The following is a 26,805-nucleotide window of genomic DNA, read 5'->3' on the forward strand; positions in this document are numbered from 1 at the left end:
GACGGCCGCGCGTTGGCCCGCGCGCTGTTCGTCGCGCAGGTGGGACGCAGCCTGCGGCGCGAGGGCAGCCCCGTCCGGATCCAGGTCGACCCCCTGCGGATCGGCTGACGACGGACGCTACGGTGCCTGCCGCAGGATCAGGTACTCGGCGGCGGTCGCCTGTTGGGCCTGGACGAGTGTGGGCATGGTGATGGTTGCGACGTAGCGTTCGACCTGGACCCCACACCGGTACTGAGGCGTCCGGGTGCCGCGCTCGTCGACGAAGTTGTCGATGAACGCGCATCGCGCGACGTCGGGCGCGAGGCCCGGCACCCCGCTCGCGCGAGCCTCGTCGGTGGGGGCGACGAACTTCAGGAGGAACAGGCGCGCGGCCGCCTGGTCGCGGGTCCGGACGACCGTGGTCAGGCGGGTGCTCGCGGTCGCCTCGATCCCGTACTCCGTGGCCGTGTCCGCGACGCGTGCGTGCGACACGGGGTAGCGGACGCCCTGCGCCGCCCTGGACCGGTATCCGTCGCCGAGCGACACCCCCGGCGACAGGCCGACCCGCTGGTCGTTGCTGTCGGATGTGGTGGTTGTGGGAATCGTCAGCGACATCAGCCCGCCGGCGTCCATCGGGACCGGCGGGATCGTGATGTTCGCGGCGCCTGCCGGGGTCTGGCGGTACGACGGCGCCTTCGCCACCTGCGCGCGCAGGGCGGCGGCCGACAGCGACTCCGCCCGCTTCGGGTCGTAGGCATCCGCCGACGCGACGATCAGGAGATTGCCCAGAGGGGCGATCGCCGCGACACGGGTCGCGTCGCGGGCGGCGCCGGTGAAGACGATGCGCGCACCGACGATGCCGTCGAAAGCGGATGGCGCCGTGCCCATGTCGCCCGCGAGGATGGCCGCGAGCCCACGGGTGGCGGCGCCGGCGTCCTCGTACCGGAGGATGCCGACGCGCAGGATCGCGGTCGTCGGGTCGGTGTCCCCGGCGATGGAGACGAATCCCGCCTGGAACGGTGCGCCGCGCATCGCAGTGACCTGCGTGGCGGTGAACAGCCCGGGACCGTCGGCCTCCGGCGCCAGCTGAGCAACGGACACCAGTGGATCGCCGGATTCGCCCGCGACGGACCGGTACAACCGGGGATCGATCTCCCACGGCCCGATGACCGCGTCCGCGATCCGCCAGGCCTCCTGCTGCCAGGCGTCCGCGGCGCGCAGGGCGGTCACGGTGCGAGGGGAGGTCGGGTAGTTGCCCGTCTGCAGGCGTTGCGTGCTCGGCCCGGCGACCGGCGTGCCCGCGATGCCCGTCGAACAGGATGCGACCACTGTCGACGCGATCAGGACCGTCAGGGCCCCACCGATGATCCGATCCCCCATGGTCGCCGACAGTAGCGGAAGCCGCGGGTGCTGGGAGCCCGTCCGGACCGGGTCAGGGCCGGGGTAGCCGGGCCTCGACGGCGCTGATCGACAGGCCGATCATGTACTCGAACTCGGCGTCGGCGTCGAACCGGGCGAGGTCGGCGGCCACGGCCTCGACGGCGGGGAGGCCGCACGCGGCGAGGCCGGCCTCGCGGCGCGCGATGGCCTCGGCGTCGGTCATGCCGAACGTCGGCGCCGCCTCGAACTCGCGGAGCAGGGTCCCGATGAGGGCGGCGAGCTGGGAACGCATGAGGTGCACGGCCTCGGCGGGCGGGAAGCCGGCGGTGAGCAGCACTTCGAGTATCGACTGGGTCGGCGCGAGCGCGGCCACGGACTGCACCTGCCGGGTGAGGACGAGCGTCGCGGCCCGGGGGTGCGCCTGGGCGGCGGTGCGGAAGGCGCGCGCCACGCCGGCGAGGTCGGTGCGGAGGTCGCCGGTGGGCACGTGCACGACGATCGAGCGGAGCAGGTGCTCGGTGACGGCGTCGAGGAGGTCGTCCTTATCGCGGACGTGGTTGTAGAGGCTCTTCGGATCGACGGACAGGTGTCGCGCGATGGACCGCATCCCCACCTCGGCCACACCGTCGCGGTCGATCAGCGCGAGCGCCGCTTCCACGACCGCGGCGCGCGAGAGCCTCGGCGCCCCGAGGGCGGGACGCCCTCGTCGGGGCCGCGGTGTGGTCATGAACCCCATCATCCCCTACTTTCGGCACCCGAAAATATCCACAATGTGGGTAAAATGGCGGCATGATCGCCCACACGTCCCGCTTCGTGATGCCGCCGGCGTCCGTCCTCCGCGCCCGCGAGAAGCTGGTCCTCGACCACTTCCACGACGAGGTGCGCCAGGACTGGGACGCCACGCTGGAGACCTTCCCGCACCCGCACTACGAGTTGATCGCGCAGATGACGGTGCACGACGGCGACGACGAGGTGCGCGGGTACTACGCGGACACGCGCGTCGCCTTCCCCGACCAGGATCACGAGCTCATCGCGCTGCGGCACAGCGTGGACGCGGTGATCGTCGAGTTCTGGCTGCTCGGGACGCACCGCGGCCCGCTCGGCGCGATCCCGCCCACCGGCGGCAGGCATCGCACCCGCATGACCGCCTACTTCGTCTTCGACGAGGAGGAGAACCTGGTCGCGGAGCGGATCTACTTCGACCAGCTGACCATCCTGCGGCAGCTCATCGCGGGGCTGAATCTGCGCAGCCCGAAGGGCCTGCTGACACTGGGGAGGGCCCTGCTCGGCGCGCTCCGGATGTCCGCCGGCGAGCCCGACCCGCGGTTGACGCGGACCACGCCGCCCCGGCTGGACGGCTGACCCCCTCGGGTCACTCCTCCTCGTCGGCCGCGGTGGCCTCGGTCAGATCCTCCGCCGTTGCGGCCTCGGGATCCGGGCGCGGCTCGTCCGCGGACTCGGGCTCGGCGGCGGGTTCGATCGGCTCCGCACCGGTTTCGGGCTCGGCGGCCGGTTCGATGACGCCCGCCGACTCGGCCGGGGCGCCGACCTCGCGGGGCGAACCCCCGGAGTCGATGGTGGCGGTCGTGGGCTCGTCGGTCTCCTCGGCGGCGGCGATCCCGGCGCCGGAGAGGGTGATGGCCGCGGTGGCGACGATTGCTGCGAGAGTGCGCATGTCGATGTCCTGGTCTCGGCTGCGGTGGCTGGCGACCGTTCCTTCATCGCGCGACCGACCCTACGCCGATCGACGCCGTCGCGCAGCGCAGGTTCTACCCTCGACCCCGTGACTGCGACGGGTTGGCGGGCCGGATGGGCGAAGACGGACATCACGGGAGAGCCCTGGGGCGTCGGCCTGATGGGCTACGGCATGCCCGGTCAGCGCGGCCGCGGCCTGCTCACCCGGCAGTGGGCCCGCGCCTTCGCCGTCGCGACGAACTCGCATCGCGTGGTGTACGTGGCCGCCGACATCGGGATGTTCTTCCAGGCGGCGGTCGACGAGATCACCGACCGGCTCGCCGTCGCGACCGCCGGGCGATTGTCCGCCGAGAACGTCGTGCTCACCGCCACCCACACGCATTGCGGTCCGGGGGGCCACGGTCGGCATCCGCTCTACAACATCACCACGCTGGGGCAGCACCGTCGCACCTTCCACCGGCTGGTCGACGGGGTGGTGCGCGCGGTCCTCGACGCCGAGGCCGCGCTGGCGCCCGCCGAGCTCTCCCTGGCCCGCGGCGAGCTGCACGACGCCTCGGTCAACCGGAGCGCGAGCTCGTTCGACCGCAACCCGGACCGCGACCGGCTGCCGCTGCGCATCGATCCCGCCGTGACCCTGCTGCGCATCGAGCGCGCCGGGGAACTCGGTGCCGCGATCGACTGGTTCGCCGTGCACTGCACGTCGATGGGCAACGGCAACCGCCTCATCAGTTCCGACAACAAGGGCTGGGCCGCGTCGGCCTGGGAGGCCGCCGAGCGCGAGCGGCGTCCCGGTTTCGTCGCCGCCTTCGCCCAGACCAATTCCGGTGACATGTCGCCCAACCTGGGCGGCAGTGCCGGACGGGGGCCCACGGACGACGAGCGCGCCAACACCGCCGAGATCGGCCGGCGCCAGCTCGACGCCGCGCGCCGCCTCGCCGACGGGCCCGGCCGAGCGCTGGCGCCGGTCGTCGACCACCGGCTCACCTACGTCGACTTCGGCGCGGCGCACACCGCCTCCGGACCCACGGGGCGGGCGGTCCTCGGCGCCGCGTTCGCCGCGGGCACCTCCGACGGCCTGGGCGCGACGGCCTTCCACCAGGGGCTGGGCAACCGGATCGGGGCGATCAGCCGGGCGGTGTACCGGCGCGCCCCCGTCCTCGCGGCCCAGCAGGCTCCGAAGGAGATGCTGCTGCCCGTCGGCCCGCTGGGCTGGGTGCAGGAACGCCTGCCGGTGCAGGTGATCCGGCTGGGGGAGCTGCACCTGCTCTGCCTGCCCATGGAGGTCACCGTCACGGCGGGCGCCCGGCTGCGGGATGCGGTCGCCGCTGCGGCGGGGATCGCCGCGGACGACGTACTGGTCCAGGGCTACGCGAACGGGTACGGCCACTACCTGACGACGCCCGAGGAGTACGACGCGCAGCGCTACGAGGCGGGGGCCACGATGTTCGGCCGCAACCAACTGGCCGCCGTGAGCGAGGCGGCGTCCCGGCTCGCCGCGGACCTCGCCGCCGGCCGGCCCAGTGAGCCGGGCACGCCCCCGGCGCGGCAACGGCCCGCGCGGTTCGGGTCACCGTCGGGCTCGACGGTGCTGAGCCGTCCGCGCCCGGTCCGGGTCGCGGCGGTGCGGACACCGGGCCGCGACGGCCGGCTCGCCGTCGATTTCGACTGCCCGCACCCGAACAGGGTGATCCCCGACAGCTACGCCAGGGTGGAGCGGCGCGACGGCGACAGCTGGACGCCCATCGCCGACGATGATGCGCCGATCACCGAGATCGCCTGGCGACGCAGGGGACCGGCGTTCACGGCGACGGTCACCGTGGACCTCGATGCGCGACCCGGTGCCTACCGCGTCGGGTACGCCGAAGCGGAGCCCGGCCGGTACACGTGGGCCGTCGTCCGGGTGCGGTAGGCGTGCACGGGGGGATTCGGCTCAGAGGTGTGCGAGCGCCCGGACGGGGTCCTCGACGTGATCGGCGAACAGCCGGAGGAAGCCGCCCGCCTCGCCGCCGTCGCACACGCGGTGGTCGAAGGCGAGGGAGACCTGGACGATCTTGCGGACGACGATGGCGCCGTCGACGACCCAGGGGCGGTCGATGATCCGGCCGATCCCCAGGATGGCCGCCTCGGGGTGGTTGATGATCGGCGCGGAGCCGTCGACGCCGAAGACGCCGTAGTTGTTGAGCGTGAACGTGCCTCCGGTGAGGCGCGCGGGTGGGAGCGCGCCGTCCCGGGCGAGGGCGGTCGTCTCGGCGAGGCGCTGCGCGAGCTCCACCGTCGTCAGGGTGTCGGCGTCCGTCACGACGGGGACCACGAGTCCGCGCGGTGTCTGCGCCGCGATCCCGAGGTGCACGCGGCCGTGCTGGACGATCTGCCGTCGATCCGCGTCGACGGACGAGTTGAGCTGGGGATAGCGCCGGAGCGCCGCGACGGTCAGGCGGGCGAGCAGCGCGAGCAGGCTCACCCGCTCCGCGTCCGGCAGCGTCGCGTTCATCGCGGCCCGCGCCGCCAGGAGGGCGGTGGCGTCCACATCGACCCACGTGGTGGCCTCCGGGATCTCCCGCCGGCTGGTGGTCAGCTTGTCCGCCACGGCCTTCCGGACCCCGTTGAGCGGGACGCGGACGTCGCTCCTGCTCGCCGCCGGCCCCGCCGGACCCGCCGCGGGCGAGGCCGTGCGGGCGGCGAGGGCCGCGTCGACGTCGGCCCGGCGGATGACGCCGCCCACGCCGGACGGCCGCACCGTCGCCAGGTCCACGCCGTGCTCGCGGGCGAGGTCGCGCACGATCGGCGAGATGACCCGGCTCACGGCCGGCGCCGCCTGCTCGCGGGGCGGGGCCGCCTGCTGCCCTCCCGGAGTCGCCTCCTGCGCTCCCGGTTCCGCCGCGGGCGACGCGGTGCGCCGCGGGGCCGCCGCGCGTCGCCGGCGGGCGGGCCTGTCCGCGCTGGTCCCGTAGCCGATGAGCACGTTCCCCGAGGGCGCGTCGAGGGGCGGCGCTGCGGTGGTCGTCGGGCTCGGGGCGCCCACCGAGATCAGCGGTGCGCCGACGCGCAGCGTCTCGCCCGGCGCGCCGTGCAGGGCGGTGACGGTGCCGGCGAACGGCACCGGCACCTCGACGGCGGCCTTGGCCGTCTCCACCTCGACGACCACCTGGTCGACGGCGACGGTATCGCCGACGCCCACGCGCCAGGACAGGATATCGGCCTCGGTCAGTCCCTCGCCGAGGTCGGGGAGCAGGAACACCTGGTCGCTCACGCGGTCACCACCCAGCGGGGGTCGACCCGGTCGTCCCACTGCAGCCGGTCGACGGTGTCCAGGATCCGGTCCACCCCGGGGAGGTACAGGCGCTCGAGCTTCGGTGGGGGATAGGGGATGTCGAGGCCGCTCACCCGCAGCACGGGCGCGTGCAGGTGATGGAAGCAGCGCTCCTGCACGCGGGCGGCGATCTCGGCGCCGACACCGGCGAAGCCCTGCGCCTCCTGCACCACCACGCACCGGCCGGTGCGCCGCACCGACGCCGCCACCGTCTCGTCGTCGAACGGGACGAGCGTGCGCAGATCGACCACCTCGAGCGAGATCCCGTCCTCCGTCGCGGCCGCCGCGGCGTCGAGCGCGACGTCGACGGACGGTCCGTACGCGACCAGCGTCGCGTCGGTGCCCCCGCGCCGGACGACCGCCCGGCCCAGCGGCGCGCCGATGGTGAGATCGGCCTCCGCCGAGGCGAAGTAGAGGCGCTTGGGTTCGAGGAGGACCACGGGATCGGGATCGTCGATCGCGCGCCGCAGCAGCGTGTACGCGTCGTCGACGGTGGCGGGTGCCGCGACCTTCAAGCCGGGCGTGTGCACGTAGTACGCCTCGCTCGAATCGCAGTGATGCTCGACGCCGCCGATGCCGCCGGCGTAGGGCACGCGGATCACCATCGGCACCGAGAGCGCACCGCGGGTCCGATTGCGCAGCTTGGCGACGTGGGAGACGATCTGCTCGAACGCGGGGTAGGCGAAGGCGTCGAACTGCATCTCCACCACGGGCTTGAAGCCCGCCATCGTCATGCCGACCGCGAAGCCGACGATGCCCGACTCGGCGAGCGGAGTATCGAAGCACCGGTCGGCGCCGAATTCACGGGTCAGGCCGTCGGTGACCCGGAAGACACCGCCGAGCGTGCCGACGTCCTCGCCGAAGACGACCACGTCGGGGTCCGCGGCGAGGGCGTCGCGCAGGGCGGTGTTCAGGGCCTGGGCCATGGTGTGCCGGGGCATGTCTCAGTCCTCCTCGGTGGCCGCCGCGGCGGCGATCTCGGCCTCGACCAGCGCCCGCTGCTCGCGCAACTGCGGCGTCGGTTCGGCGTACACGTGCCGGAACAGATCTGCGGGGTCGACGGGGCGGTCGGCGTTCATCCGGGCGCGCAGGTCCGCGGCCGCGGCCTCGGCCTCGTCGGCCACCGCGGCGACGGCGGCGTCGTCGATCCGGCCGCGCGCTCGCAGGTGGGTCTCGAGCCGGGTGATCGGGTCGCGCCGGAGCCACTCCTCGACCTCCGCGGACGTGCGGTAACGGGTCGCGTCGTCGGCGTTGGTGTGCGCGTCGATGCGGTAGGTGTGGGCCTCGACGATGACCGGCCCGTTGCCCGAGCGCACGAAGTGTGCGGCCTCCTGCATCACGCCCAGCATGGCGATCGGGTCGTTGCCGTCGACCTGCTCCGAGCCGATGCCGTACCCCACGCCCTTGTGCGCCAGGCTCGGTGCGGCGGTCTGCCGGGAGAGCGGCACGCTGATCGCGAAGCCGTTGTTCTGCACGAGGAAGATCACGGGCGCGTGGAAGACGGCGGCGAAGTTGAGCGCCTCGTGGAAATCGCCCTCGCTGGTGCCGCCGTCGCCGCATAGCGCGAGCGCGATCGTGTCGGTGCCGCGCAGGTGCTCGCCGTGGGCCACGCCGGCGGCGTGCAGCAGCTGCGTGGCGAGCGGCGTGCACTGCGGCGCCGTCCGCACCGCCGTGGGGTCGTAGCCGCAGTGCCAGTCGCCGGCCAGCAGGGTCAACACCTGGACGGGGTCGACCCCGCGGGCGGTGAGCGCGACGGAGTCGCGGTACGTCGGGAACATCCAGTCCGTGGGGCGCAGGCACATCGCCGCGGCGATCTGGCAGGCGTCCTGCCCGTGCGAGGACGGGTAGACCGCGAGCCGCCCCTGCTTCGTCAGCGCCGTGGCCTGCGCGTCGAATCGTCGCCCCAGCACCATGCGGCGGTACATCTCCACCATCCGGTCGTCGTCGGGGTGCGGGTAGCGGGCGTGCGAGTCGGTGAGCTCGCCCGCCTCGTCGAGGTACTGCACGGGCGTGTCGGCCGGAAGGAACTTCCGGTACGTCGGCTCGCCCGCGAGGTCACTGGTGGTGGTCACATCGCTCTCCCTGGTCCGGCTGCTCTTCGAGCGTGGCACCGCGCGGACGGGATTCCTGTAGAACCGGTCAGTAGCGAGACGATCGTCGTAAAGTGCCTCGTAGAACGAGCCGATCGTCCGGGATCAGAGCGTCATGCGGGACGGAGGTGGACGGATGGCGGACGGTGCCGAGCACCCCGATCTGGACGAGTTCGACCGGCGGATCCTGCAGGTGCTCGCGGAGGACGGCCGGATCTCGATGCGTGCGCTCGCCGAGCGCGTGCACGTCTCGCGGGCCAACGCCTACGTGCGCGTCGAGCGGTTGGAGCGCAGCGGGGTGATCCGCGGCTACGCGGCCCGCGTCGACCACGAGCGGGCGGGCTTCGGCACGTCGGCGTACATCGGGCTGTCGATCCGCCAGGACGCGTGGAAGGGCGTCGCCGAGCACCTGCGCGAACTGCCCTACGTCGAGCACTTCGCCCTGGTCGGCGGCGACTTCGATGTGGTGCTCCTGGTGCGGACCCCGGACAACGCCGCGTTGCGCGACGTGGTGCTCGTCCGGTTGCAGGCGCTCGACGGCGTCCGCTCCACCCGCACCTGGCTGATCTTCGACGAGGCCGCCGGACCGGGCGCGCTCGGGCCGCCGGATCCCGGCACCGTCGGATAGACGACGGCCCGGCCACCGCGGAGGTGAGCCGGGCCGTTCGCGGGCGATCGCTCCTGCTAGACGACGCCCAGCGCGAGCATCGCGTTCGCGACGCGGATGAAGCCGGCGATGTTCGCACCGGTCACGTAGTCGCCCGGGCTGCCGTACTCGTCGGCGGTCTCCAGGCAGCGGTCGTGGATGCCGCGCATGATGTCGGCGAGCCGGTCCTCGGTGTAGTCGAACGACCACGAATCGCGAGAAGCGTTCTGCTGCATCTCCAGTGCGCTGGTCGCCACGCCGCCGGCGTTGGCCGCCTTGCCGGGCGCGAAGGAGACCTTCGCTTCGGCGAAGAGCTTCACGGCGTCCGGCGTGCACGGCATGTTGGCGCCCTCGGCGACGAAGTTCGTGCCGTTCTTGATGAGCCGGTCGGCGGCGTCACCGTCGAGCTCGTTCTGGGTGGCGCAGGGGAGCGCGATGTCGCACGGCACGTCCCAGACGGACCCGCCGGGCACGAAGATCGCGCCGCGCTCGGCCGCGTAGACGTCGATGCGCGCGCGGCGGCGCTCCTTGATGTCCTTGAGCAGCTCCAGGTCGATGCCCTTCTCGTCCACCACGTAGCCCGAGGAATCGGAGCACGCGATGACGGTCCCGCCCAGCTGCTCGACCTTCTCGGTGGCGTACACGGCGACGTTGCCGGAGCCGGAGACGACGACGCGCTTGCCGTCGAAGGAGTCGCCCTGCGTCTTGAGCATCTCGTTCAGGAAGAAGACCGCGCCGTAGCCGGTGGCCTCGGTGCGCACCTGCGAGCCGCCCCACGTGAGGCCCTTGCCGGTGAGGACGCCCGACTCGTAGCGGTTGGTGATCCGCTTGTACTGGCCGAACAGGTAGCCGATCTCGCGGCCGCCCACGCCGATGTCGCCCGCGGGGACGTCGGTGTACTCGCCGATGTGGCGGTAGAGCTCCGTCATGAAGGACTGGCAGAAGCGCATGATCTCGCCGTCGCTGCGGCCCTTGGGGTCGAAGTCCGAGCCGCCCTTGCCGCCGCCGATCGGCAGGCCGGTCAGCGAGTTCTTGAAGATCTGCTCGAAGCCGAGGAACTTCACGATGCCCAGGTACACCGACGGGTGGAACCGGAGGCCGCCCTTGAACGGGCCGAGCGCGGAGTTGAACTCGACGCGGAAGCCGCGGTTGAGCTGCACGTTGCCCTGGTCGTCCTGCCACGGCACGCGGAAGATGATCTGGCGCTCCGGCTCGCAGAGGCGGCGGATGACGGCCGCGTCGACGTATTCGGGATGCTTGCTGACCACCGGCGCGAGCGAGTCGAGGACCTCTTTCGCGGCCTGGTGGAACTCGGTCTCTCCGGGATTCCGCCGGAGCACCTCGTCGTACAGCGTCCCCAGCGTGCCCTCAACGTGCGCCATTGCACAGTCCCTTCTGTCCGTAATGACCGTCAGGGGCACATTACGGTGTACGCGATTGCAGCAGGTCCGCCGCCCTGCGCCCGACGGGATCGTGATCCGTCATCGTCATCCGCGCGGCCGGAACTCCTCGACGTAGCCCAGGATCGCCTTCTGGACGACGGGCCAGTACCGGTTCTGGGACTGCGAGGGGAGGTAGATGTTGTGGCCCGCACCGGGCAGCAGCACCGTCTCGCCGCGCCCGCCCTTGGCCTTCAGCGCAGCGACGAAGGCCTCGCACCCGGCGGGCCGGACGATGCGATCCGCGGTGCCGTTGAAGCACGTCACCGGGACCTTCGGATTGATGTTCTGGATCGGGTCGGCCACGGCGAACTGCTGCGGGAACTCGTCCGGCAGGCCGAGGAAGAGCCGGGTGTTGACGTTGCCGTCGGCCACCGCGCGGCGCATGTCGAGCACGCCTCCCATGGAGACGACGGCGGCGGGCGTCACCGCGGGCACACTGCCCATCGCGCCCGGCGTGAGCATCGACCGCGCGGAGGCCCACACGGCGAGCTGTCCGCCCGCGGAGTGTCCTGCGACCACCACGTCGTCGAGGTCCAGGTTCGGCGCGTACTGGGCCTTCACGGTCTGCAGGAAGTCGATCGCCGCGGCGGTGTCGGTGAGGGTGACGGGGTAGCCGCCGCCCGCCCCGATCCGGCGGTACTCGACGTTCCACACCGCCACGCCGTGGCTGACCAGCGAGCGGGCCATCTCGGACATCGACCCCGCCGCCGACGGCGTGCGCCAGCCGCCGCCGTGGAGCAGCACCACGACGGGGATCTGGGCGGGGAGCTGGATCGTCGTGCGGGCGCTGAGCGGGCCGCCCGACGGGTTCTGCTGCAACGCCGGATTGGCCGGCAGGTAGAGCTCGCCGTAGTTCTGCTCGGGATCCGGGGCGCCGTCCGGGGTGGGGTAGACGATGCGCTGCGGCTGCGTCACCGGGAACTTGCCGACCAGCGACGCCGCGTTCATCGGGGGGTACGAGGCCGAGGGGGACGCAGGCGCCGACGACGACGGAGCACTCGTTCCACCGTGCACGGTGGTGGTGCAAGCCGTGCCGAAGAGCACGGAAAGGCAGACGGCGGCGCCGATCAGCGGCCGCCGGGCGCGCGCGAACTGCACGTCGACCCTCTCTCGCCCGGCGGGGCGGTTCATGGCGATTTCCGTCCGAATCCTATGGCAACCCCGGCTCGAACTGCCAGTGCGACGCCGGGGCTGTGACCGGTGCGGCTGTCCGGGACCCGGTTCGAACTGGATAATGGGGGAATGAGTGTGCTCCCCGTTCGCATCTATCCCGACCCCGTGCTGCGGACTCCCGCGGACGAGGTGACGGTCTTCGACGCCGACCTCGCGCGCCTGGTGGACGACATGGTCGACACGATGCACCACCACAACGGCGCCGGCCTGGCCGCGCCGCAGGTGGGAGTGAGCAAGCGGGTGTTCGTCTACGGCTGCGGCGGGCGCGAGGGGCACCTGATCAACCCGGTGTGGCGGGCCGTCGGCGACGAGATGCAGACCGCGGCCGAGGGCTGCCTGTCGATCCCGGAGGTGCGCGGCGACTGCACGCGGCACATGCACGTCGTGGCAGAGGGCGTCGACGTCACCGGCGCCCCGGTGACCCTCGAGGCCACCGAGATCCTGGCCCGCTGCATCCAGCACGAGAGCGACCACCTCGACGGCGTGCTGTACCTGAGTCGGCTCGAGCCCGAGGAGCGCAAGGCCGTGATGAGGGTGATCCGCAGTTCGCCGTGGTTCACCGACCCCGCCGCCACGCTCGCTGCCGGCGCCGCCGGCGCGGGGGGCCGCGCCTGATGCGGCTCCTCTTCGCGGGCACCCCCGAGCCCGCCGTCCCGGCGCTGCGCGCGCTCCTCGCCTCCGATCACGAGGTCGTCGNCGTGCTCACCCGCNCCGACGCCCGCTCCGGCCGCGGCCGCGGCGTGCGGCGCTCGCCCGTCGGGCAGGTGGCCGACGAGGCCGGGATCCCCGTCCTCACCCCCGCCACCCTGCGCGACCCGGAGGCCCGGGCGGCGATCGTCGACCTCGCGCCGGACTGCTGCCCGGTGGTGGCCTATGGCGGGATGATCCCGCCCGACCTGCTGGACGTCCCCACCCACGGATGGATCAACCTGCACTTCTCGCTGCTCCCCGCGTGGCGCGGCGCCGCCCCGGTGCAGGCCGCGCTCGAGGCCGGCGACGAGGTCACCGGAGCCTCCACGTTCCGCATCGAGGCGGGCCTGGACACCGGGCCGGTCTTCGGCGTGCTCACCGAGCGGATCCGGCCCGACGACACCGCGACGGTGCTGCTCGCGCGCCTCGCCGAGCACGGCGCGGAGCTGCTCACGCGCACCGTCGATGGCGTGGCCGCCGGTGCCTTGCAGGGCCGGCCCCAGTCCGCCGACGGCGTCTCACACGCGCCGAAGGTCACCGTCGACGCCGCGCGGGTGCGTTTCGATCTGCCGGCGGGCGCGGTGGACCGGCACATCCGTGCCATGACCGATGCGCCCGGCGCCTGGGTGCCCCTCGGCGAGGCGCGGCTCAAGCTGGGGCCCGCCGCGGTCGATCCCGCGGCCGAGCGCCTGGCCCCCGGCGAACTGCGCGTCACCAAGCGCGAGGTCCACGTGGGCACCGCCACGGCGCCCCTGCGGCTCGGCACCGTCCAGCCGCCCGGTAAGAAGCCCATGCCCGCCGCCGACTGGGCGCGCGGCGCCCGGGCCGAGTCCGGCACGATCCTCGGAGGCGACCAGTGACCGATCCCGCGCGGAGCGCTGCGCTCGAAACCCTCGCCGCCGTCCGCGAGCGGGGCGCGTACGCCAACCTCGTGCTGCCCGGCCTGCTCCGTGACAAGCGACTCAAGGGGCGCGATGCGGCCTTCGCGACCGAGCTCACCTACGGCACCTGCCGCGCCCAGGGCCTGCTCGACGCGGTGATCGAGGACGCCTCCGGGCGCCCGGTCGCCGACATCGACGGACCCGTGCTCGACGCGCTGCGGCTGGGGGTCTACCAGCTGCTGCGCACGCGGGTGGGTGCGCACGCCGCCGTCTCGGAGACGGTGGACGCGGTCAAGGCGACGTCCGGCCGCGGCGCTTCCGGCTTCGCCAATGCGGTGCTGCGGAAGGTGTCCAAGGACGACGAGGACACCTGGGTCGCCCGCGTCGCCCCGCCCGCCGCGGACGATCTGCTGGGGCACCTGGCGATGCAGTACGCGCACCCCCGATGGATCGCGGAGTCCTTCTGGGAGTCGCTGCGCGCCAACGACATCAAGTCAATGGGACAGTTGCAGGCGCTGCTCGCCTCCGACGATTCCCGGCCGCCCGTGCACCTCGTCGCGCGGCCGGGCGAGATCTCGGCGGAGGAGCTCGCGCTCGTCGTCGAGGGGGAGACCGGCCGGCTCTCGCCCTACGCCGTGTACCTGCCCGGCGGTGACCCCGGCGCGCTCGAACCCGTCCGCGACGGCCTCGCGGGCGTGCAGGACGAGGGGTCGCAGTTGGTCGCCCGTGCCGCGGCGGTCGCGCCGCTCGAGGGGGCCGACGGTGGCCGCTGGCTCGACCTGTGCGCCGGGCCGGGCGGGAAGGCCGCCCTGCTCGGCTCCCTCGCCGCGATCGACGGTGCCCGCGTCGACGCCGTGGAACCCGCCGAGCACCGCGCGGAACTGGTCCGCAAGGCCGTGAAGGGGCTGCCCGTCGACGTGCACGTCGCCGACGGCCGCTCGTCGGGGTTGGGACCCGGCTACGACCGCGTGCTGGTCGACGCGCCGTGCTCGGGAATCGGAGCTCTGCGTCGTCGGCCCGAGGCGCGCTGGCGCAAGCAGCCCTCCGACGTCGCGGACCTGACGGTGCTGCAGCGCGAGCTGCTGACCGCGGCTGCGGACCTCACGCGTCCGGGCGGCGTGGTGCTCTACGCGACGTGCTCACCACACGTCGCCGAGACGCTCGGCATCGTCGGGGACGACGAGCTCCTGGCACGGGTCGGGCTGGAGCGGATCGACACCCGCCCGCTGGTCCCGGAGACGGAACTGCCGCTGGGCGACGGCCCGCACGTGCAGCTCTGGCCGCACGTGCACGGCACCGACGGCATGTTCTTCCAGGCTCTGCGCAAGCAGTGAGACGACGGAACGGCCCGCCTCCCGATGTGGGGAGGCGGGCCGTTCCGCGTTCTGGGGTCGAGCGTCAGGCCTTGAGGACGCCGCCCTTGGTGAATTCCTGGGCGCCGTTCTTGACGTCGCTCTTCGGGTAGCCCATGCCGAAGGCGCCGCCGCCCTTGACCCACTGGTCCTTGATCTTCCCGGAGACGACGTGCGCGCCGTGCTCGGGCGACCAGACGATGGAGCCGTTCTGGAAGTCGTTGTACGCGCCGGCGACGGAGCCCGCGGTCGGGCCGCCGACGGACAGCTCGCTCATCAGCGGGAAGCCCAGTTTGCCGGTGGGGCCGCCCTCCTTGAGGTACAGATCGCGGATCGCGCCGGAGACGCCGGCCGCCTTGCCGCCGTTGACCTTCGGGTTCCAGTAGATCGTCCCGTTGGTGAACTCCTGCACCTTCGAGCCGCCCGCGACGTCCTTCTCGACGCCCAGGGGCTGGCCGTACTTCTTCTGGCCGCCGTCCTTGGTGAACGTGTCGTTGATCGCACCCGTGACCGCGAACTTCAGCGGCTCGTCCGGCTTGGTGTCGGCGGCCGGGGTGGTGGCCGCGGCCTGGCCCGCGAGCAGCTGGCCGAGGAGCTTCTGCGCGTTCGGATCGCTGCCGAACATCTTGACCAGGGTCGCCACGTCGGTGGTGGGCAGCTGCCCGGTCGCGAGGATCTGCTGGACGCCGGGGATCTTCGCCAGCTCGGTCAGCGCCGGCTGTGCGGACGCGGGCACCGCGTTCGCGGTGGAGACCAGCGGGGTGCNNGCCGCGGCGGGCGCCGCGGCNGCGNGAGCTGCGGGGGCGGCGGCGGGAGCCGCAGGAGCNGCGGCAGCAGGGGCCGCAGCGGGAGCGGCGGCAGGTGCCGCGGGGGCGACGGGGACCGCAGGCACGGCGGGATCGGCCAGGGCGGGGCCCGCGGCGAAGACGGTGGCCGCGGCGACCGCCACGAACGTGGTCAAGGTGGTGCGTGCGATCCGCATGACGACCTCTCAACAATCGACGGCACGAGAGTTACCCGTGTGACTAATGATGCTGATGTTACTAAAGTGATTAGTCGAATTCAATGCAGTGCCGATCCGGCGTGGCGCTCGGCGGCATCAGGGGACCGCTTCGCGGGCACGACCTACAATGCTGCGCATGTCTTCGCCGATGATCGCGCCGTCCATCCTCTCCGCCGACTTCGCCCGGCTCGGGGCCGAAGTGGAGGCCGTCGGCGGGCCGGAGGGCGCCGACTGGGTGCACGTCGACGTGATGGACAACCACTTCGTCCCGAACCTCACCCTCGGGCTGCCCGTGGTGGAGAGCCTGCTGAAGGCCACGGCGATCCCGCTCGACTGCCACCTGATGATCGACGATCCCGGCCGCTGGGCGCCGCCCTACGCCGAGGCCGGCGCGTACAACGTGACCTTCCACGCCGAGGCCGCCGACGATCCGGTCGCCGTCGCCAAGGACATCCGCGCCGCCGGCGGCAAGGCGGGGCTCGCGATCAAGCCGGGTACGGCCTTCGATCCCTACATCGAGATCCTCAAGAGCTTCGACACCCTGCTGGTCATGAGCGTCGAGCCCGGCTTCGGTGGGCAGTCCTTCATCGCCGACGTGCTCGACAAGGCCCGCGCCGCCCGCCGCCTGGTCGACTCCGGCGAGCTGCGCCTGCTCGTCGAGATCGACGGCGGCATCAACGCCGACACCATCGAGCAGGCCGCCGCCGCCGGCGTCGACTGCTTCGTGGCCGGCTCCGCCGTGTACAACGCCGCCGACCCCGCCGAGGCGCTGCGCAAGCTCCGCGCTCAGGCCGCCGCCGTCCCGCGCCCCTGACGGTGGACGTGCACGCCGCGCTCGCGCTGGCCGTCGAGGAATCGGCGGCCGCCCGCGGGATCAGCACCCCCAACCCGCCCGTCGTCGCCGTCGTCCTCGCNGCCGACGGCACCGTCGCCGGACGGGGTCGTACCGCCCCCGCGGGCGGTCCGCACGCCGAGGTGGTGGCGCTCGCCGAAGCCGGACGGGCCGCGCGCGGCGGCACCGCCGTCGTCACCCTCGAGCCGTGCGATCACACGGGCCGCACCGGCCCCTGCACGCAGGCCCTCATCGCCGCCGGGGTCGCCCGCGTCGCCTACGCCGCCGCCGATCCCAATCCCGTCGCCGCGGGGGGCGCAGAGACCCTCCGTGCGGCGGGCGTCGAGGTGGAGCACCTCGCCGTCGAGCCGTGGCCGCTCACCGAATGGCTCTTCCGGCAGCGGCACGGGCGCCCCATGGTCACCGTCAAACTGGCCGCCACCGTCGACGGCCGGATCGCCGCCCCCGACGGCACCAGCCAGTGGATCACCGGACCCGCCGCGCGCCGTCGCGCGCACGCCGAACGGGCACAGCTCGACGCCATCATCGTGGGCACGGGCACCGTCCTGGCCGACGATCCGGCCCTCACCGCCCGCGACGCCGACGGCGAGCCGCTCGAGCACCAGCCGACACGGATCGTGCTGGGGGAGCGGGAGATCCCGGCCGATGCGGCCGTGCTGACGGGCCCGGGGACGGCGACGCCGGTCCGCAGCCGCGACCCACACGCAGCGCTGGCCGCGGCGGGCGACGCCGTGCACGTCCAGGTCGAGGGCGGCGCGACGGTGATCGGCGCCTTCGTCGCCGCCGGGCTCGTGGATCGCGTCCAGGCCTACATCGCGCCCGTCCTCCTCGGGGCCGGGCTGCCCGCCGTGACGGTGCCCGGCGTGGGCACTCTGGCCGACGCGGCGCGGTTCCGCCTGGACACGGTCGAGCGGCTCGGCGACGACGTGCTGGTTACACTGTTGCGTTCTGTCTGAGCCCAACACTTGGGGCCGCGGCCGGCGAGTGCTACCTTCGGAAGCGGAAGTTCTCAGGGCGGGGTGCGATTCCCCACCGGCGGTGATGGACTCCGGGCGATCCCGGTGTTCGAGCCCGCGAGCGCCCCGCCGCGAGGCGGGGGTCAGCAGATTCCGGTGCGAACCCGGAGCCGACGGTCATAGTCCGGATGAAAGAGAACTGCACGGGTCGTTCCCGTGTCGTCGTGCCGCCCTGAGGCCGAAGTGGCAGGAGCGGCGGATGTTCACCGGCATCGTCGAAGAGCTGGGCGTGATCACCGCCCGCGAGGATCTCCCGGATGCGGCCCGGTTCACGGTCCAGGGCGATCTCGTCACCTCCGATGCGAAACACGGCGATTCGATCGCCGTCAACGGCGTCTGCCTCACGGTCGTCACCGTCGAGAGCGGGGTGTTCACCGCCGACGTCATGGAGGAGTCGCTCCGCCGCAGCTCGCTCAGCAAGCTCGGCCCGGGCGATCGCGTCAACCTCGAGCGCGCCGCCGCCGTGAACTCGCGCCTCGGCGGCCACATCGTGCAGGGCCACGTCGACGGCACCGGCCACGTCCTGAGCCTGAGCCCGTCCGAACACTGGACCGTGGTGCGGCTCGCGCTCCCGGAGCAGCTGGCCCGCTACGTGGTCGAGAAGGGCTCCATCACCATCGACGGGGTCTCGCTCACCGTCTCCGCGCTCGGGCAGGGGGTGACCGGCGACGACGCGCAGCACTGGTTCGAGGTCTCGCTCATCCCCACCACCCTCGAGCTCACCAATCTCGGCGGGGCCGAGCCCGGCACCGTCGTCAACCTCGAAGTGGACATCGTCGCGAAGTACGTCGAGCGCCTGACCGGATTCGCCGGGCGCGAGGAGGAGAAGTAGCCATGACCAGGTTCGATTCCATCGAGCGCGCCATCGAGGACATCGCCGCCGGCAAGGCCGTCGTCGTGGTCGACGACGAGGACCGGGAGAACGAGGGCGACCTCATCTTCGCCGCGGAGAAGGCGACGCCCGAACTGGTGGCCTTCATGGTGCGGTACACCTCCGGGTACCTGTGCGTGCCGCTCGACGGCGCCACCTGCGACAAGCTGGGGCTGCCGCCCATGTACTCCACCAACCAGGACAAGCACGGCACCGCCTACACCGTCACCGTCGACGCGAAGGCGGGCGTGGGCACCGGCATCTCCGCCGCCGACCGCGCGACCACCATGCTCAAGCTCGCCGACCCGAGCTCGACGGTCGACGACTTCACCCGGCCCGGCCACGTCGTGCCGCTGCGCGCCAAGGACGGCGGCGTGCTGCGCCGCCCCGGCCACACCGAGGCCGCCGTCGACCTCGCCACCCTGGCCGGGCTCGCCCCCGCCGGCGTGATCTGCGAGATCGTCTCGGAGAAGGACCCGGGCGGCATGGCCAAGTCCGACGAGCTGCGCGTCTTCGCCGACGACCACGGCCTCGCCATGATCTCCATCGCCGACATGATCGCCTGGCGCCGCAAGAACGAGAAGCACGTGGTGCAGGTCGCGTCCGCGCGCATCCCCACCCGCTACGGCGACTTCCAGGCCGTCGGCTACACCTCGATCCACGACGACGTCGAGCACGTCGCCCTGGTCAAGGGCGACGTCACCGCCGACGACGGTGCCGACGTGCTCGTCCGCGTGCACAGCGAGTGCCTCACCGGCGACGTCTTCGGCTCGCTGCGCTGCGACTGCGGCCCCCAGCTGGACGCCGCCATGGAGATGGTGGCGCAGGAGGGCCGCGGTGTCGTGCTCTACATGCGGGGGCACGAGGGCCGCGGCATCGGCCTGATGCACAAGCTGCAGGCGTACCAACTGCAGGACGGGGGCGCCGACACCGTCGACGCGAACCTCCAGCTCGGCCTGCCTGCCGACGCCCGCGATTACGGACTCGGCGCGCAGATCCTGGTGGACCTCGGCATCACCTCGATGCGCCTGCTCACCAACAACCCGGCCAAGCGCGTCGGCCTCGACGGCTACGGCCTGCAGATCACCGAGCGCGTGCCGATGCCGCTGCGCGCCAACGCCGAGAACATCCACTACCTGCGCACCAAGCGCGATCGCATGGGTCACGACCTGCGCGACCTCGACCACTTCGACCAGGGAGGTACCGCGTGAGCGGCGCTGGAATCCCCGACATCGCGCTCGACGGTGCCGCCGACCTGCGGCTGGCGATCGTCGCATCGCGCTGGCACGACACCGTCTGCGAGGCGCTCCTCGCGGGCGCGCTCCGGACCGCGGAGAGCGCGGGCGTCCGGCAGGTCACCGTCGAGCGGGTCGCGGGCGCCGTCGAGCTGCCCGTCGTGGCGCAGGAGCTCACGCGCAGCCACGATGCGGTCGTGGCGCTGGGCGTCGTGATCCGCGGCGGCACACCGCATTTCGAGTACGTCTGCGACGCGCTCACCGCGGGCCTGCTGCGCGTCTCGCTCGACGCCGGCGTGCCCGTCGGCAACGGCGTGCTGACCACCAACACCGAGGCGGAGGCCCTCGACCGCGCGGGGCTGCCCGACTCGGCCGAGGACAAGGGCGAGCAGGCCGCGTCCGCGGCGCTCGACACCGCGCTCACGCTGCGCAGGCTGCGGGGCGACCGGTGAGCCGCATCGCCCTCGTCCAGGCCACCTGGCACCGGAACATCGTCGACCGGGCCCGCGACGGCTTCATCGAGGAGTGGCAGCGCCTCGGTCACGACGGTGCCGAGGTGGACGTCTTCGAGGTACCCGGTGCCTACGAGATCCCGCTCACGGCGAAGCGGCTCGNCGCGACCGGGCGCTACGCGGCCGTGGTCGCGGCGGGGCTGGTCGTGGACGGCGGCATCTACCGCCACGAGTTCGTCGCGACCGCCGTCATCGACGGCCTCATGCGCGTGCAGCTGGACACCGACGTCCCGGTGTTCTCGGTGGTGCTGACCCCGCACCACTTCCACGAGCACGACGAGCACACCGCCTACTTCGAGCGGCACTTCGTGGGCAAGGGCGCCGAGGCCGCGCGCGCCGTCGACACCACCCTGACGGTGCACGCGGCGCTGCCGACCGCCTAGGTCGTGCACGTGCTCGGCGACCCGCGGTCCGGTTTACGTAGAATGGCCCCGTGATGACCGACGCCACCACGCAGCCCGTGCTCGACGTGACCCCGCGCAAGATCAAGATCTACGCCTGGTCCTTCGCGGTGGTGCTGGTCCTGGGCCACGCCTTCGTCGCCTGGTTGCTCAAGGCCGGCGGCGACTCGGGGCTCACCTTCCGGCTCTCCGACCAGATCGGCATGGTCGTGATCGGCCTGATCCTGGCGTGCGGTGCGCTGCTGTTCGCGCGCCCGCGGCTGCGCCTCGGCCCCGACGGGGTGACGGTGCGCAACCTCCTGAACGAGAACACCTACCCGTGGGACATCGTCGAGGGCTTCTCGTTCCCCGAGGGCGCGCAGTTCGCGCACCTCGAACTGCCGCGCGACGAGTTCGTCGCGATCTGGGCCATCCAGGCCCGGGACGGCGAACTCGCGGTGCAGTCGTTGGACCGCGCCCGCGAGGTCGCCGCCGCGTACCAGCGCTGAGGCGTTACTTGATGGTGCCGCCGCGCCCGTGCAGCAGGGTCATCAGCTGCGTGAGCTGACCCTCCTGCGCCGCGGTGCGCGCGAAGCTCGTCAGGTTGAGCAGCGGATTGAAGCGCTTGCGGGCGATGCCCTTGGCGTAGGTGAACTCGCGCAGGCCGTCGGGGCCGTGGATGCGCCCGAATCCCGATTCGCCGACCCCGCCGAAGGGCAGGTTCGGCACCCCGGCGAACGTGATGATGCCGTTGACCGCCGCCATGCCGGAGCGGATCTTATCCGCCAGCTCCATGCCGCGGGCCTTGGAGAAGACCGTCGCCGCGAGGCCGTACTTCGTGGCGTTGGCGAGCTCGACGGCCTCGTCCATGGTGTTCACCTTGGCGACCGTCACCGTCGGTCCGAAGGTCTCCTGCGTGACCGCGATCGAGTCCTCCGGGACGTCGACGAGCACGGTCGGCTGGACGAACCGCTCGCCGACCGCGTCGACGCCGCCGACGAGGGCGCGGCCGCCGCGGGCCAGGGCGTCCTCGATGTGCGACTTGATGATCGCCAGCTGGCTCGGCATGGTGATCGGGCCGATCTTGGAGTCGGCTGAGTCGTTCGCGGTGACCTCGCGGGCCTTGGCGACCAGCTTCTCCAGGAACGGGTCGTAGACGTCCTTGTGCACGTAGACGCGCTCCACGCCGACGCAGGTCTGGCCCGCGTTGGCGAACGCGCCCCAGGCCGCGGCGTCGGCGGCGGCGTCGAGGTCGGCGTCCCGGTCCACGAGGAAGGCGTCCTTGCCGCCGGCCTCGATCACCACGGGGGTGAGCGTCTCGGCGCACGCGGCCATGACCTTCTTGCCGGTGTTGGTGGAGCCGGTGAACGCGACCTTGTTCACGCCCGAGGTGCACAGCGCGTTGCCGGTCTCGCCGAGTCCCGTGACGGCCTGCAGCACGGGGCGGCCGACGGCCTCCTCGAAGGTGCGGGCCAGCCACACGCCGACGCCGGGCGTGTACTCGGAGGGCTTGAAGACGACGGCGTTGCCGGCGGCGAGGGCGTAGGCGATCGAGCCCATGGGGGTGAAGACGGGGTAGTTCCACGGGCCGATGACGCCGACGACGCCCAGCGGGTGGTAGCGCACCGTCGCCGACTGGTTCGCCATGACCAGGCCCGAGCCGACGCGCCGCGGCCCGAGGACCTTCTTGGCGTGATTGGCCGCGTAGGCGAGGTGGTCGATGCCGAGCGCGGCCTCGAGGAGGGCGTCGCCGTGCGGCTTGCCCGTCTCGTCGTGCACGATCTGCGCCAGCTGGTTGATCCGCCGGGTGATGACGCCCTTCCACGTGTTGAGGGCCTGCTTGCGGCCCTCGAAGCCGATCTCCTGCCACCAGTCGGCCTGCTCGCGGGCCCGCGCGACGACGGCGTGCACGTGGTCGGTCGAGTGGATCGGGTAGGTCTCGACGACGTCGCCCGTGCGGGGGTTGAGGGAGTCGAAGGTCTTCGTGTTCGCTGCGGTCATGCTGACTTCCTGATCTCGTCGGCCGCCTTCTCGGCGATCATGATGGTGGGGGCGTTCGTGTTGCCGCGGGGCACCGTCGGCATGACGGACGCGTCCACGACGCGCAGCCCCTCGACGCCGCGGACACGCAGCTGCGGATCGACGACCGCGTCGTCGTCGGTGCCCATGCGGCACGTGCCGACGGGGTGGAACAGGGTCTGCGTGTAGTTCGCGATGAGCGTGCGGATCTCGTCCTCCGACGGGTCCTCCGCGATGTGCCAGGGCGTGCCCAGGTACCGGGCGAGCGGGCCCTGCCGGGCGATCTCCATCACCGCACGCACCCCGGTGACCATCGCGTCGGCGTCCTGCGCGGCGTCGTAGTAGTTCGGTTCGAGCGCGGGCTTGAAGTTCGGGTCGGCGGAGCGCAGCCGCAGCGTCCCGCGGCTCGCGACATCGACCAGGGTGGGGCCGAGCATGATGCCACGACGGTGCGTCTCGTGCAGGAGGTTGTCGTAGACACCCGCCGGCATGACGTGGATCTGCAGGTCGGGGTGTTCGAGATCGTCCCGCGAGCGGAAGAACGCCCCCGATTCCGCGCCGTTCGACGCGAGCGGTCCGGTGCCCGTGAGCTTCCAGCGCAGCAGGTTCCCGACGTCCTGCTTCTCCAGCAGGTCGTAGCTGCCGTGCACGTCGAAGTCGACGGGGACCATCGGGTGATCGTGCAGGTTCGCGCCGACCCCCGGCAGGGCGGAGCGGACGTCGATGCCGTGTTCGGCGAGGTGCTCGGCCGGGCCGATACCCGAGAGCATGAGCAGCTGAGGCGAATTGATCGCGCCGCCGCTGACGATCACCTCGCGGCGCGCGCGCACGGTCTGCTCGGCACCGCCAGTGCGGATCGTGACACCCGAGGCCCGGTCACCGTCGAACTCGATGCGCTGCGCCGTGGCCCGGATCGCGACCGTGAGGTTGGGGCGCCCGCGGTTCGGTTCGATGTACGCCTTGTCGGTGGACCAGCGGCGCCCGCCCTTGCACGTGACCTGGTACAGGCCCGCGCCGTCCTGGGAGGCGCCGTTGAAGTCGTCGGTGGGCCCCAGTCCCCACGCGACCGCGGAGTCGACGAAGGCGTGCGTCAGCGGGTGGTTGAACCGCCGGTCCTCGACGGTGAGCGGGCCGTCCGTGCCGTGGAACGGACCGCCCAGACGGGTGTTGCCCTCCGCCTTGCGGAAGTACGGGAGGACTTCGTCGAACGACCAGCCGTTCGCGCCCTGCGCGGCCCAGCCGTCGTAGTCGGCGTGGTTGCCGCGGATGTAGATCATCGCGTTGAGCGACGAGCAGCCACCCAGTGCCTTCATCCGGGGCCAGTACGCCGGGCGGTCGGCCAGATGTTTCTGCGGGGTGGTGGTGTAGTTCCAGTCCCACTTGGTCTTGAACATCGCGGAGAAGGCGAGGGGGATGTGGATCTCGTCCGCATCCGCCTCGCCGCCCGCCTCGAGGAGCAGGACGGAGACGCCCGGATCCTCCGACAGTCGCGCCGCCATGACCGCGCCGGCGCTGCCGGCCCCCACCACGATGTAGTCGTACTCGTCCGCCGGCAAACCCGCTCCTCGCGTCGTTCCACTGCTTGCCCACGAAGTTACTCGCAAGTCTCGTGGGCGTGGAGGGAATGAACAGGTTCGACGGTGCCCGCGCGGCCCCGGCCCGGCGGGTGGCGCCGGGACGGGGCGGAGCCGTCAGGCGACTGCGGGGGCGAGGCGCTTGATCAGCGGCGTCAGGGCGACCACGACCAGGCCGACCCCGATGGCGGTGCCGCCGAGGATCAGGAAGTACGGCGCCTCGTCGTTCTGGTCGTAGAACGTCGCGAGCCGGCCTGCCAGGGCCGTCCCGAGGCTGATCGAGAGGAAGTTGAGGGCCACCATCTGGGCGGCGAACGCGTGCGGGGCGAGTTTCGTGGAGACACTGAGGCCGACGGGCGAGATGCAGAGCTCGGCGAGCGCGAAGATCAGCATGATCCCGAGCAGGCCGATCAGCGGCGCGGTGTTCACGCCCGCGGGCATGAGCAGGAAGGCGAGGAAGGCGAGGCCGATGCCCATGGTGCCGATGGCGAACTTGATCGGGGTGCTGGGCTGGCGCGGTCCGAGCTTGGTCCACAGCGCCGCGAAGACGGGCGCGAAGATCAGGATGTACACCGGGTCCACGGACTGGATCCACGAGGCGGGGAACTCCCAGCCGCCGAGGGTGCGGTCGAGCCGCTCGTCGGCGTAGACCGCGACGAACGTGAACATCTGCTGGAACAGCGCCCAGAACGCGACCTGGGAGAGGAACAGCGGGATGAATGCCTTGACTCCGTTGCGCTCGGCACCGTCGACCCGGTCGCTGCGGAGGAGGAAGACGAAGTAGGCCAGGGAGATCAGGGCGACGGTGATGATCACGGCGTCCACCAGGTTCTTCGCGGTGATCACGCCCAGCAGGATCAGCCCGACGAAGATCGCGAGCGCGACCGCGGCGCCGGCGACGACGCGCTGGATGTCGGTGCGGGAGGCCGGGTTCGGCACCTCCTGGCTGATCCGGGGCAGCATCTTCCGGGTGAGCCCGTACTGGAGGAGGCCGAGGGCCATGCCGACCGCGGCGAGGCCGAAGCCCCAGTGGAAGCCGACGTTGTCCTGGAGGTAGCCGGTCAGCAGCGGGCCGATGAAGGCGCCGAGGTTGACGCCCATGTAGAACAGCGAGAAGCCCGCGTCGCGGCGGGTGTCGCCGTCCGGGTAGAGATCGCCGACCACCTTGGTGGCGTTGCCCTTCACGCCGCCGGAGCCGACCGCGACGAGCACCAGGCCGATCGCGACGCCTGCGGCGCCGGGGACGGCGGCGAGGGCGATGTGCCCCGCCATCACCAGGCACGCGGAGTAGAAGAGCGTGCGCTCCGCCCCGAGGAGGCGGTCCGAGACCCAGGCGCCCGCGATCGTCGAGAGGTAGACGAAACCGCCGTAGGCGCCGACGATCCCGAGCGAGGTCGTCTTGTCGAAGCCGAGGCCGCCCTCGGACGCCGAGTAGTACAGGTAGTACGCGAGGATCGCCTGCATCCCGTAGAACGAGAAGCGCTCCCACATCTCGACGCCGAACAGGTTCACCAGCGGCCACGGGTGTCCGAAGAAGCGGGTGTCGGGTTTGTAACCGGGGGTGGTGGTCATTCGTTGATGTAATCATGCCGGGGACGCCCGTGTGGCGGCTCAGCGCAGCCCGGGGCAGAGGTACGTCAGAGAGTCTCAGCCGACCGCGCCCGGGTCGCGGGTGCGGTCAGCGCAGCAGGTTGGTCCGCGCCACCTGCTCACGGAGGAAGTGGAACTGGGCGTCGAGGCTGGCTTGCAGGTCGCGCAGCTCGTCGGCGTGGTGCTGGAAGCGCAGCGCGTCGGCCTCGTTGCCGACGGCGTCGCGGTACAGCTGGTCGAGCAGCTCGCGGTGGGCGCTGCTGTTGGTGCGGTCCAGGATCTGCAGGTCGCCGAGGAGCCGTTCGACGGGCCGCAGCTCGCCCAGGTACTCGGCGAGCGCCGCCACGTGGTCGCGGAGGGCGTCCTCGGCCATGCGGGCGGCGTGGGTGTACTCGTCGATGTGCTGAGCGAGGGCGGGGGCGACCGGCGAGGCGTTCGAGGGCCGAGGAGTGTCGGTGCGCATGCGCCACACCCGGTAGGCGCGGTGGCTGATGTCCTGCAGCGTGGCGTCGAGGTTGATCCGGACGCGGTGCTGATCGAGGAGCGCGTTGTTCCACGCGGGGGAGCGGCGGATCTCCTCGGTGAGCAGGACCGCGACGCCGAGGAGCCGCGTCTCCACGCGGGTCTGGCCCGGTTCGGCGTCGGGGTTGTAGGCGGGCGTGCGCTCGGCCCGGAACGGCCACGGGTTCGCGTCGAGACGCGCCTGCTCCCGCTCGGCGAGTGCCCGACGGTGTCTGTCGACCCGCCGCATATGAACGCCGATCACTCCCGCCAGAGCGAGCAGCAGCACGAGGAACGCGCCCACGCCGACCGTCGCGATCGCATCGCTGACCAGGAACGCGCTGACGAGCATCGCGATGGCGACGACCGCGCCCTTCTTGATCTGGGGCGGCGGCCCGTACTGCAGATGCGCGAGGTAGCCGGGGGTGTTGCTCGCGGTGAACCGCCGGTAGGCGTCGTCGATCGCCGTCGCGCGCAGGTTCTGCAGGTAGTGGGCGGCGTCGTGCGCCGCGGCCTGTGCCTGCTTCCGCCCCACAGGTACGAGCTCGGCCGAGTGGACGACTCGCGCCGCGATTTCCTGAGGAACTGTTTCCGCCATCTCGAACCCCCTCGT

The 26,805-nt window shown here is 72.2% G+C and carries 26 protein-coding genes, 3 pseudogenes and 1 riboswitch; of the genes and pseudogenes, 16 read left to right on the forward strand and 13 right to left on the reverse strand.

Features of this window, described 5'->3' with window-relative positions:
* Nucleotides 1-117: 117 nt before the first annotated feature.
* Nucleotides 118-1,359 carry a DUF7373 family lipoprotein gene (locus ACNAYW_RS10455; protein ID WP_415849635.1) on the reverse strand — a complete coding sequence of 414 codons (1,242 nt, stop codon included), beginning with the start codon at nt 1,357-1,359 and terminating at the stop codon, nt 118-120.
* A gap of 52 nt (nt 1,360-1,411) precedes the next feature.
* Nucleotides 1,412-2,086 (reverse strand): TetR/AcrR family transcriptional regulator, encoded by a 675-nt coding sequence (locus ACNAYW_RS10460; RefSeq protein WP_415849636.1) that lies wholly within the window; start codon nt 2,084-2,086, stop codon nt 1,412-1,414.
* 62 nt (nt 2,087-2,148) lie between these two features.
* On the opposite strand from ACNAYW_RS10460, the gene ACNAYW_RS10465 reads away from it, so the two are divergent.
* Nucleotides 2,149-2,721, forward strand: a complete 573-nt coding sequence (locus ACNAYW_RS10465) for an ester cyclase (RefSeq protein WP_415849637.1) — start codon at nt 2,149-2,151, stop codon at nt 2,719-2,721.
* A gap of 10 nt (nt 2,722-2,731) precedes the next feature.
* Here ACNAYW_RS10465 and ACNAYW_RS10470 read toward each other — a convergent pair whose 3' ends face one another.
* Complete coding sequence (locus ACNAYW_RS10470; protein ID WP_415849638.1) at nt 2,732-3,034, reverse strand: hypothetical protein; 303 nt, start codon at nt 3,032-3,034, stop codon at nt 2,732-2,734.
* A 108-nt stretch (nt 3,035-3,142) separates the two neighbouring features.
* On the opposite strand from ACNAYW_RS10470, the gene ACNAYW_RS10475 reads away from it, so the two are divergent.
* Nucleotides 3,143-4,963 (forward strand): neutral/alkaline non-lysosomal ceramidase N-terminal domain-containing protein, encoded by a 1,821-nt coding sequence (locus ACNAYW_RS10475; protein WP_415849639.1) that lies wholly within the window; start codon nt 3,143-3,145, stop codon nt 4,961-4,963.
* A 21-nt stretch (nt 4,964-4,984) separates the two neighbouring features.
* Here ACNAYW_RS10475 and ACNAYW_RS10480 read toward each other — a convergent pair whose 3' ends face one another.
* From ACNAYW_RS10480 to pdhA, 3 genes are read right to left on the reverse strand one after another with little or no spacing between them, the layout of a single operon-like run.
* On the reverse strand, nt 4,985-6,304 hold the full coding sequence (locus ACNAYW_RS10480; RefSeq protein ID WP_415849640.1) for a dihydrolipoamide acetyltransferase family protein: 1,320 nt from the start codon (nt 6,302-6,304) through the stop codon (nt 4,985-4,987).
* Nucleotides 6,301-7,305: an alpha-ketoacid dehydrogenase subunit beta gene (locus ACNAYW_RS10485; RefSeq protein ID WP_415849641.1), complete on the reverse strand. Its 1,005-nt coding sequence runs from the start codon at nt 7,303-7,305 to the stop codon at nt 6,301-6,303. Before ACNAYW_RS10485 ends, ACNAYW_RS10480 begins: the two co-directional genes overlap by 4 nt.
* Nucleotides 7,306-7,308: 3 nt before the next feature.
* Nucleotides 7,309-8,436, reverse strand: a complete 1,128-nt coding sequence (gene pdhA, locus ACNAYW_RS10490; protein WP_415849642.1) for a pyruvate dehydrogenase (acetyl-transferring) E1 component subunit alpha — start codon at nt 8,434-8,436, stop codon at nt 7,309-7,311.
* A gap of 154 nt (nt 8,437-8,590) precedes the next feature.
* Here pdhA and ACNAYW_RS10495 point away from each other — a divergent pair, with 154 nt between their 5' ends.
* A complete protein-coding gene (locus ACNAYW_RS10495; RefSeq protein WP_415849643.1) occupies nt 8,591-9,082 on the forward strand; it encodes an Lrp/AsnC family transcriptional regulator in 492 nt (163 codons plus the stop codon).
* Nucleotides 9,083-9,138: 56 nt separating this feature from the next.
* On the opposite strand, the gene gdhA is transcribed toward ACNAYW_RS10495, so the two are convergent.
* Both gdhA and ACNAYW_RS10505 read right to left on the reverse strand, forming a co-directional pair.
* Nucleotides 9,139-10,482, reverse strand: coding sequence for an NADP-specific glutamate dehydrogenase (gdhA, locus tag ACNAYW_RS10500; protein WP_415849644.1), 1,344 nt, complete (start codon nt 10,480-10,482; stop codon nt 9,139-9,141).
* 105 nt (nt 10,483-10,587) lie between these two features.
* Complete coding sequence (locus tag ACNAYW_RS10505; protein ID WP_415849645.1) at nt 10,588-11,673, reverse strand: alpha/beta hydrolase family protein; 1,086 nt, start codon at nt 11,671-11,673, stop codon at nt 10,588-10,590.
* A 111-nt stretch (nt 11,674-11,784) separates the two neighbouring features.
* On the opposite strand from ACNAYW_RS10505, the gene def reads away from it, so the two are divergent.
* The 4 genes and pseudogenes from def (at nt 11,785) to ACNAYW_RS10525 (ending at nt 14,620) form a co-directional block, all read left to right on the forward strand.
* Entirely contained in the window at nt 11,785-12,330 is a 546-nt protein-coding gene (gene def / locus ACNAYW_RS10510; protein ID WP_415849646.1) for a peptide deformylase, read from the forward strand.
* Nucleotides 12,330-12,411: hypothetical protein (locus ACNAYW_RS10515; protein WP_415849716.1), on the forward strand; the 82-nt coding region annotated here is incomplete at its 3' end. The genes def and ACNAYW_RS10515, both read left to right, overlap by 1 nt.
* A 15-nt stretch (nt 12,412-12,426) precedes the next feature.
* Nucleotides 12,427-13,265, forward strand: a pseudogene (locus ACNAYW_RS10520) (methionyl-tRNA formyltransferase); the annotation flags it as partial.
* On the forward strand, nt 13,262-14,620 hold the full coding sequence (locus ACNAYW_RS10525; RefSeq protein ID WP_415849647.1) for an RsmB/NOP family class I SAM-dependent RNA methyltransferase: 1,359 nt from the start codon (nt 13,262-13,264) through the stop codon (nt 14,618-14,620). The pseudogene ACNAYW_RS10520 and the gene ACNAYW_RS10525, both read left to right, overlap by 4 nt.
* Nucleotides 14,621-14,684: 64 nt before the next feature.
* On the opposite strand, the gene ACNAYW_RS10530 is transcribed toward ACNAYW_RS10525, so the two are convergent.
* The coding region (locus ACNAYW_RS10530; RefSeq protein ID WP_415849648.1) for an LGFP repeat-containing protein at nt 14,685-15,403 on the reverse strand (719 nt) is incomplete at its 5' end.
* 374 nt (nt 15,404-15,777) lie between these two features.
* On the opposite strand from ACNAYW_RS10530, the gene rpe reads away from it, so the two are divergent.
* The 9 genes and pseudogenes from rpe to ACNAYW_RS10575 all read left to right on the forward strand — a co-directional run bounded on the left by rpe (nt 15,778) and on the right by ACNAYW_RS10575 (nt 21,017).
* A complete protein-coding gene (rpe, locus tag ACNAYW_RS10535; protein ID WP_415849649.1) occupies nt 15,778-16,455 on the forward strand; it encodes a ribulose-phosphate 3-epimerase in 678 nt (225 codons plus the stop codon).
* 8 nt (nt 16,456-16,463) lie between these two features.
* Nucleotides 16,464-16,555, forward strand: a 92-nt coding sequence (locus ACNAYW_RS10540; protein WP_415849717.1) for a hypothetical protein, incomplete at its 3' end; no start/stop codon positions are given.
* A gap of 1 nt (nt 16,556) precedes the next feature.
* Nucleotides 16,557-17,450, forward strand: a pseudogene (ribD, locus tag ACNAYW_RS10545) (bifunctional diaminohydroxyphosphoribosylaminopyrimidine deaminase/5-amino-6-(5-phosphoribosylamino)uracil reductase RibD); the annotation flags it as partial.
* Between the two features lie 45 nt (nt 17,451-17,495).
* Nucleotides 17,496-17,654: riboswitch (FMN riboswitch) on the forward strand.
* A gap of 55 nt (nt 17,655-17,709) precedes the next feature.
* On the forward strand, nt 17,710-18,342 hold the full coding sequence (locus ACNAYW_RS10550) for a riboflavin synthase (RefSeq protein WP_415849650.1): 633 nt from the start codon (nt 17,710-17,712) through the stop codon (nt 18,340-18,342).
* Between the two features lie 2 nt (nt 18,343-18,344).
* Nucleotides 18,345-19,592: a bifunctional 3,4-dihydroxy-2-butanone-4-phosphate synthase/GTP cyclohydrolase II gene (locus ACNAYW_RS10555; protein ID WP_415849651.1), complete on the forward strand. Its 1,248-nt coding sequence runs from the start codon at nt 18,345-18,347 to the stop codon at nt 19,590-19,592.
* Nucleotides 19,589-20,068: a 6,7-dimethyl-8-ribityllumazine synthase gene (gene ribH, locus ACNAYW_RS10560; protein WP_415849652.1), complete on the forward strand. Its 480-nt coding sequence runs from the start codon at nt 19,589-19,591 to the stop codon at nt 20,066-20,068. The genes ACNAYW_RS10555 and ribH overlap by 4 nt, the downstream gene beginning before the upstream one ends.
* Nucleotides 20,065-20,230, forward strand: a 166-nt coding sequence (locus ACNAYW_RS10565; protein ID WP_415849718.1) for a 6,7-dimethyl-8-ribityllumazine synthase, incomplete at its 3' end; no start/stop codon positions are given. The genes ribH and ACNAYW_RS10565, both read left to right, overlap by 4 nt.
* A 1-nt stretch (nt 20,231) precedes the next feature.
* Nucleotides 20,232-20,511 (forward strand): annotated as a pseudogene (locus tag ACNAYW_RS10570) (6,7-dimethyl-8-ribityllumazine synthase); the annotation flags it as partial.
* A gap of 53 nt (nt 20,512-20,564) precedes the next feature.
* Entirely contained in the window at nt 20,565-21,017 is a 453-nt protein-coding gene (locus ACNAYW_RS10575; RefSeq protein ID WP_415849719.1) for a PH domain-containing protein, read from the forward strand.
* Nucleotides 21,018-21,021: 4 nt separating this feature from the next.
* Here ACNAYW_RS10575 and ACNAYW_RS10580 read toward each other — a convergent pair whose 3' ends face one another.
* The 4 genes from ACNAYW_RS10580 to ACNAYW_RS10595 all read right to left on the reverse strand — a co-directional run bounded on the left by ACNAYW_RS10580 (nt 21,022) and on the right by ACNAYW_RS10595 (nt 26,727).
* Nucleotides 21,022-22,509 (reverse strand): aldehyde dehydrogenase family protein, encoded by a 1,488-nt coding sequence (locus ACNAYW_RS10580; protein WP_415849653.1) that lies wholly within the window; start codon nt 22,507-22,509, stop codon nt 21,022-21,024.
* Nucleotides 22,506-24,083 carry a GMC family oxidoreductase gene (locus ACNAYW_RS10585; RefSeq protein WP_415849654.1) on the reverse strand — a complete coding sequence of 526 codons (1,578 nt, stop codon included), beginning with the start codon at nt 24,081-24,083 and terminating at the stop codon, nt 22,506-22,508. The genes ACNAYW_RS10580 and ACNAYW_RS10585 overlap by 4 nt, the downstream gene beginning before the upstream one ends.
* A 135-nt stretch (nt 24,084-24,218) precedes the next feature.
* Entirely contained in the window at nt 24,219-25,673 is a 1,455-nt protein-coding gene (locus ACNAYW_RS10590; protein ID WP_415849655.1) for a peptide MFS transporter, read from the reverse strand.
* A gap of 106 nt (nt 25,674-25,779) precedes the next feature.
* Nucleotides 25,780-26,727 (reverse strand): hypothetical protein, encoded by a 948-nt coding sequence (locus ACNAYW_RS10595; RefSeq protein WP_415849656.1) that lies wholly within the window; start codon nt 26,725-26,727, stop codon nt 25,780-25,782.
* Nucleotides 26,728-26,805: the final 78 nt, after the last annotated feature.

It is taken from the genome of Tsukamurella ocularis (assembly GCF_965138335.1).
In the GTDB taxonomy this organism is placed as follows: Bacteria; Actinomycetota; Actinomycetes; order Mycobacteriales; family Mycobacteriaceae; genus Tsukamurella; species Tsukamurella ocularis_A.

Bases quoted from the DNA above. Each gene is read 5' to 3' on its own strand.
- ACNAYW_RS10455 (WP_415849635.1), bottom strand. From the start codon at position 1,359: ATGGGGGATCGGATCATCGGTGGGGCCCTGACGGTCCTGATCGCGTCG.
- ACNAYW_RS10555 (WP_415849651.1), top strand. From the start codon at position 18,345: ATGACCAGGTTCGATTCCATCGAGCGCGCCATCGAGGACATCGCCGCC.
- ACNAYW_RS10465 (WP_415849637.1), top strand. From the start codon at position 2,149: ATGATCGCCCACACGTCCCGCTTCGTGATGCCGCCGGCGTCCGTCCTC.
- rpe (WP_415849649.1), top strand. From the start codon at position 15,778: ATGTCTTCGCCGATGATCGCGCCGTCCATCCTCTCCGCCGACTTCGCC.
- ACNAYW_RS10550 (WP_415849650.1), top strand. From the start codon at position 17,710: ATGTTCACCGGCATCGTCGAAGAGCTGGGCGTGATCACCGCCCGCGAG.
- gdhA (WP_415849644.1), bottom strand. From the start codon at position 10,482: ATGGCGCACGTTGAGGGCACGCTGGGGACGCTGTACGACGAGGTGCTC.
- ACNAYW_RS10575 (WP_415849719.1), top strand. From the start codon at position 20,565: ATGACCGACGCCACCACGCAGCCCGTGCTCGACGTGACCCCGCGCAAG.
- ACNAYW_RS10460 (WP_415849636.1), bottom strand. From the start codon at position 2,086: ATGACCACACCGCGGCCCCGACGAGGGCGTCCCGCCCTCGGGGCGCCG.
- ACNAYW_RS10495 (WP_415849643.1), top strand. From the start codon at position 8,591: ATGGCGGACGGTGCCGAGCACCCCGATCTGGACGAGTTCGACCGGCGG.
- ACNAYW_RS10470 (WP_415849638.1), bottom strand. From the start codon at position 3,034: ATGCGCACTCTCGCAGCAATCGTCGCCACCGCGGCCATCACCCTCTCC.
- ACNAYW_RS10590 (WP_415849655.1), bottom strand. From the start codon at position 25,673: ATGACCACCACCCCCGGTTACAAACCCGACACCCGCTTCTTCGGACAC.
- def (WP_415849646.1), top strand. From the start codon at position 11,785: ATGAGTGTGCTCCCCGTTCGCATCTATCCCGACCCCGTGCTGCGGACT.
- ACNAYW_RS10580 (WP_415849653.1), bottom strand. From the start codon at position 22,509: ATGACCGCAGCGAACACGAAGACCTTCGACTCCCTCAACCCCCGCACG.
- ACNAYW_RS10485 (WP_415849641.1), bottom strand. From the start codon at position 7,305: ATGCCCCGGCACACCATGGCCCAGGCCCTGAACACCGCCCTGCGCGAC.
- ACNAYW_RS10505 (WP_415849645.1), bottom strand. From the start codon at position 11,673: ATGAACCGCCCCGCCGGGCGAGAGAGGGTCGACGTGCAGTTCGCGCGC.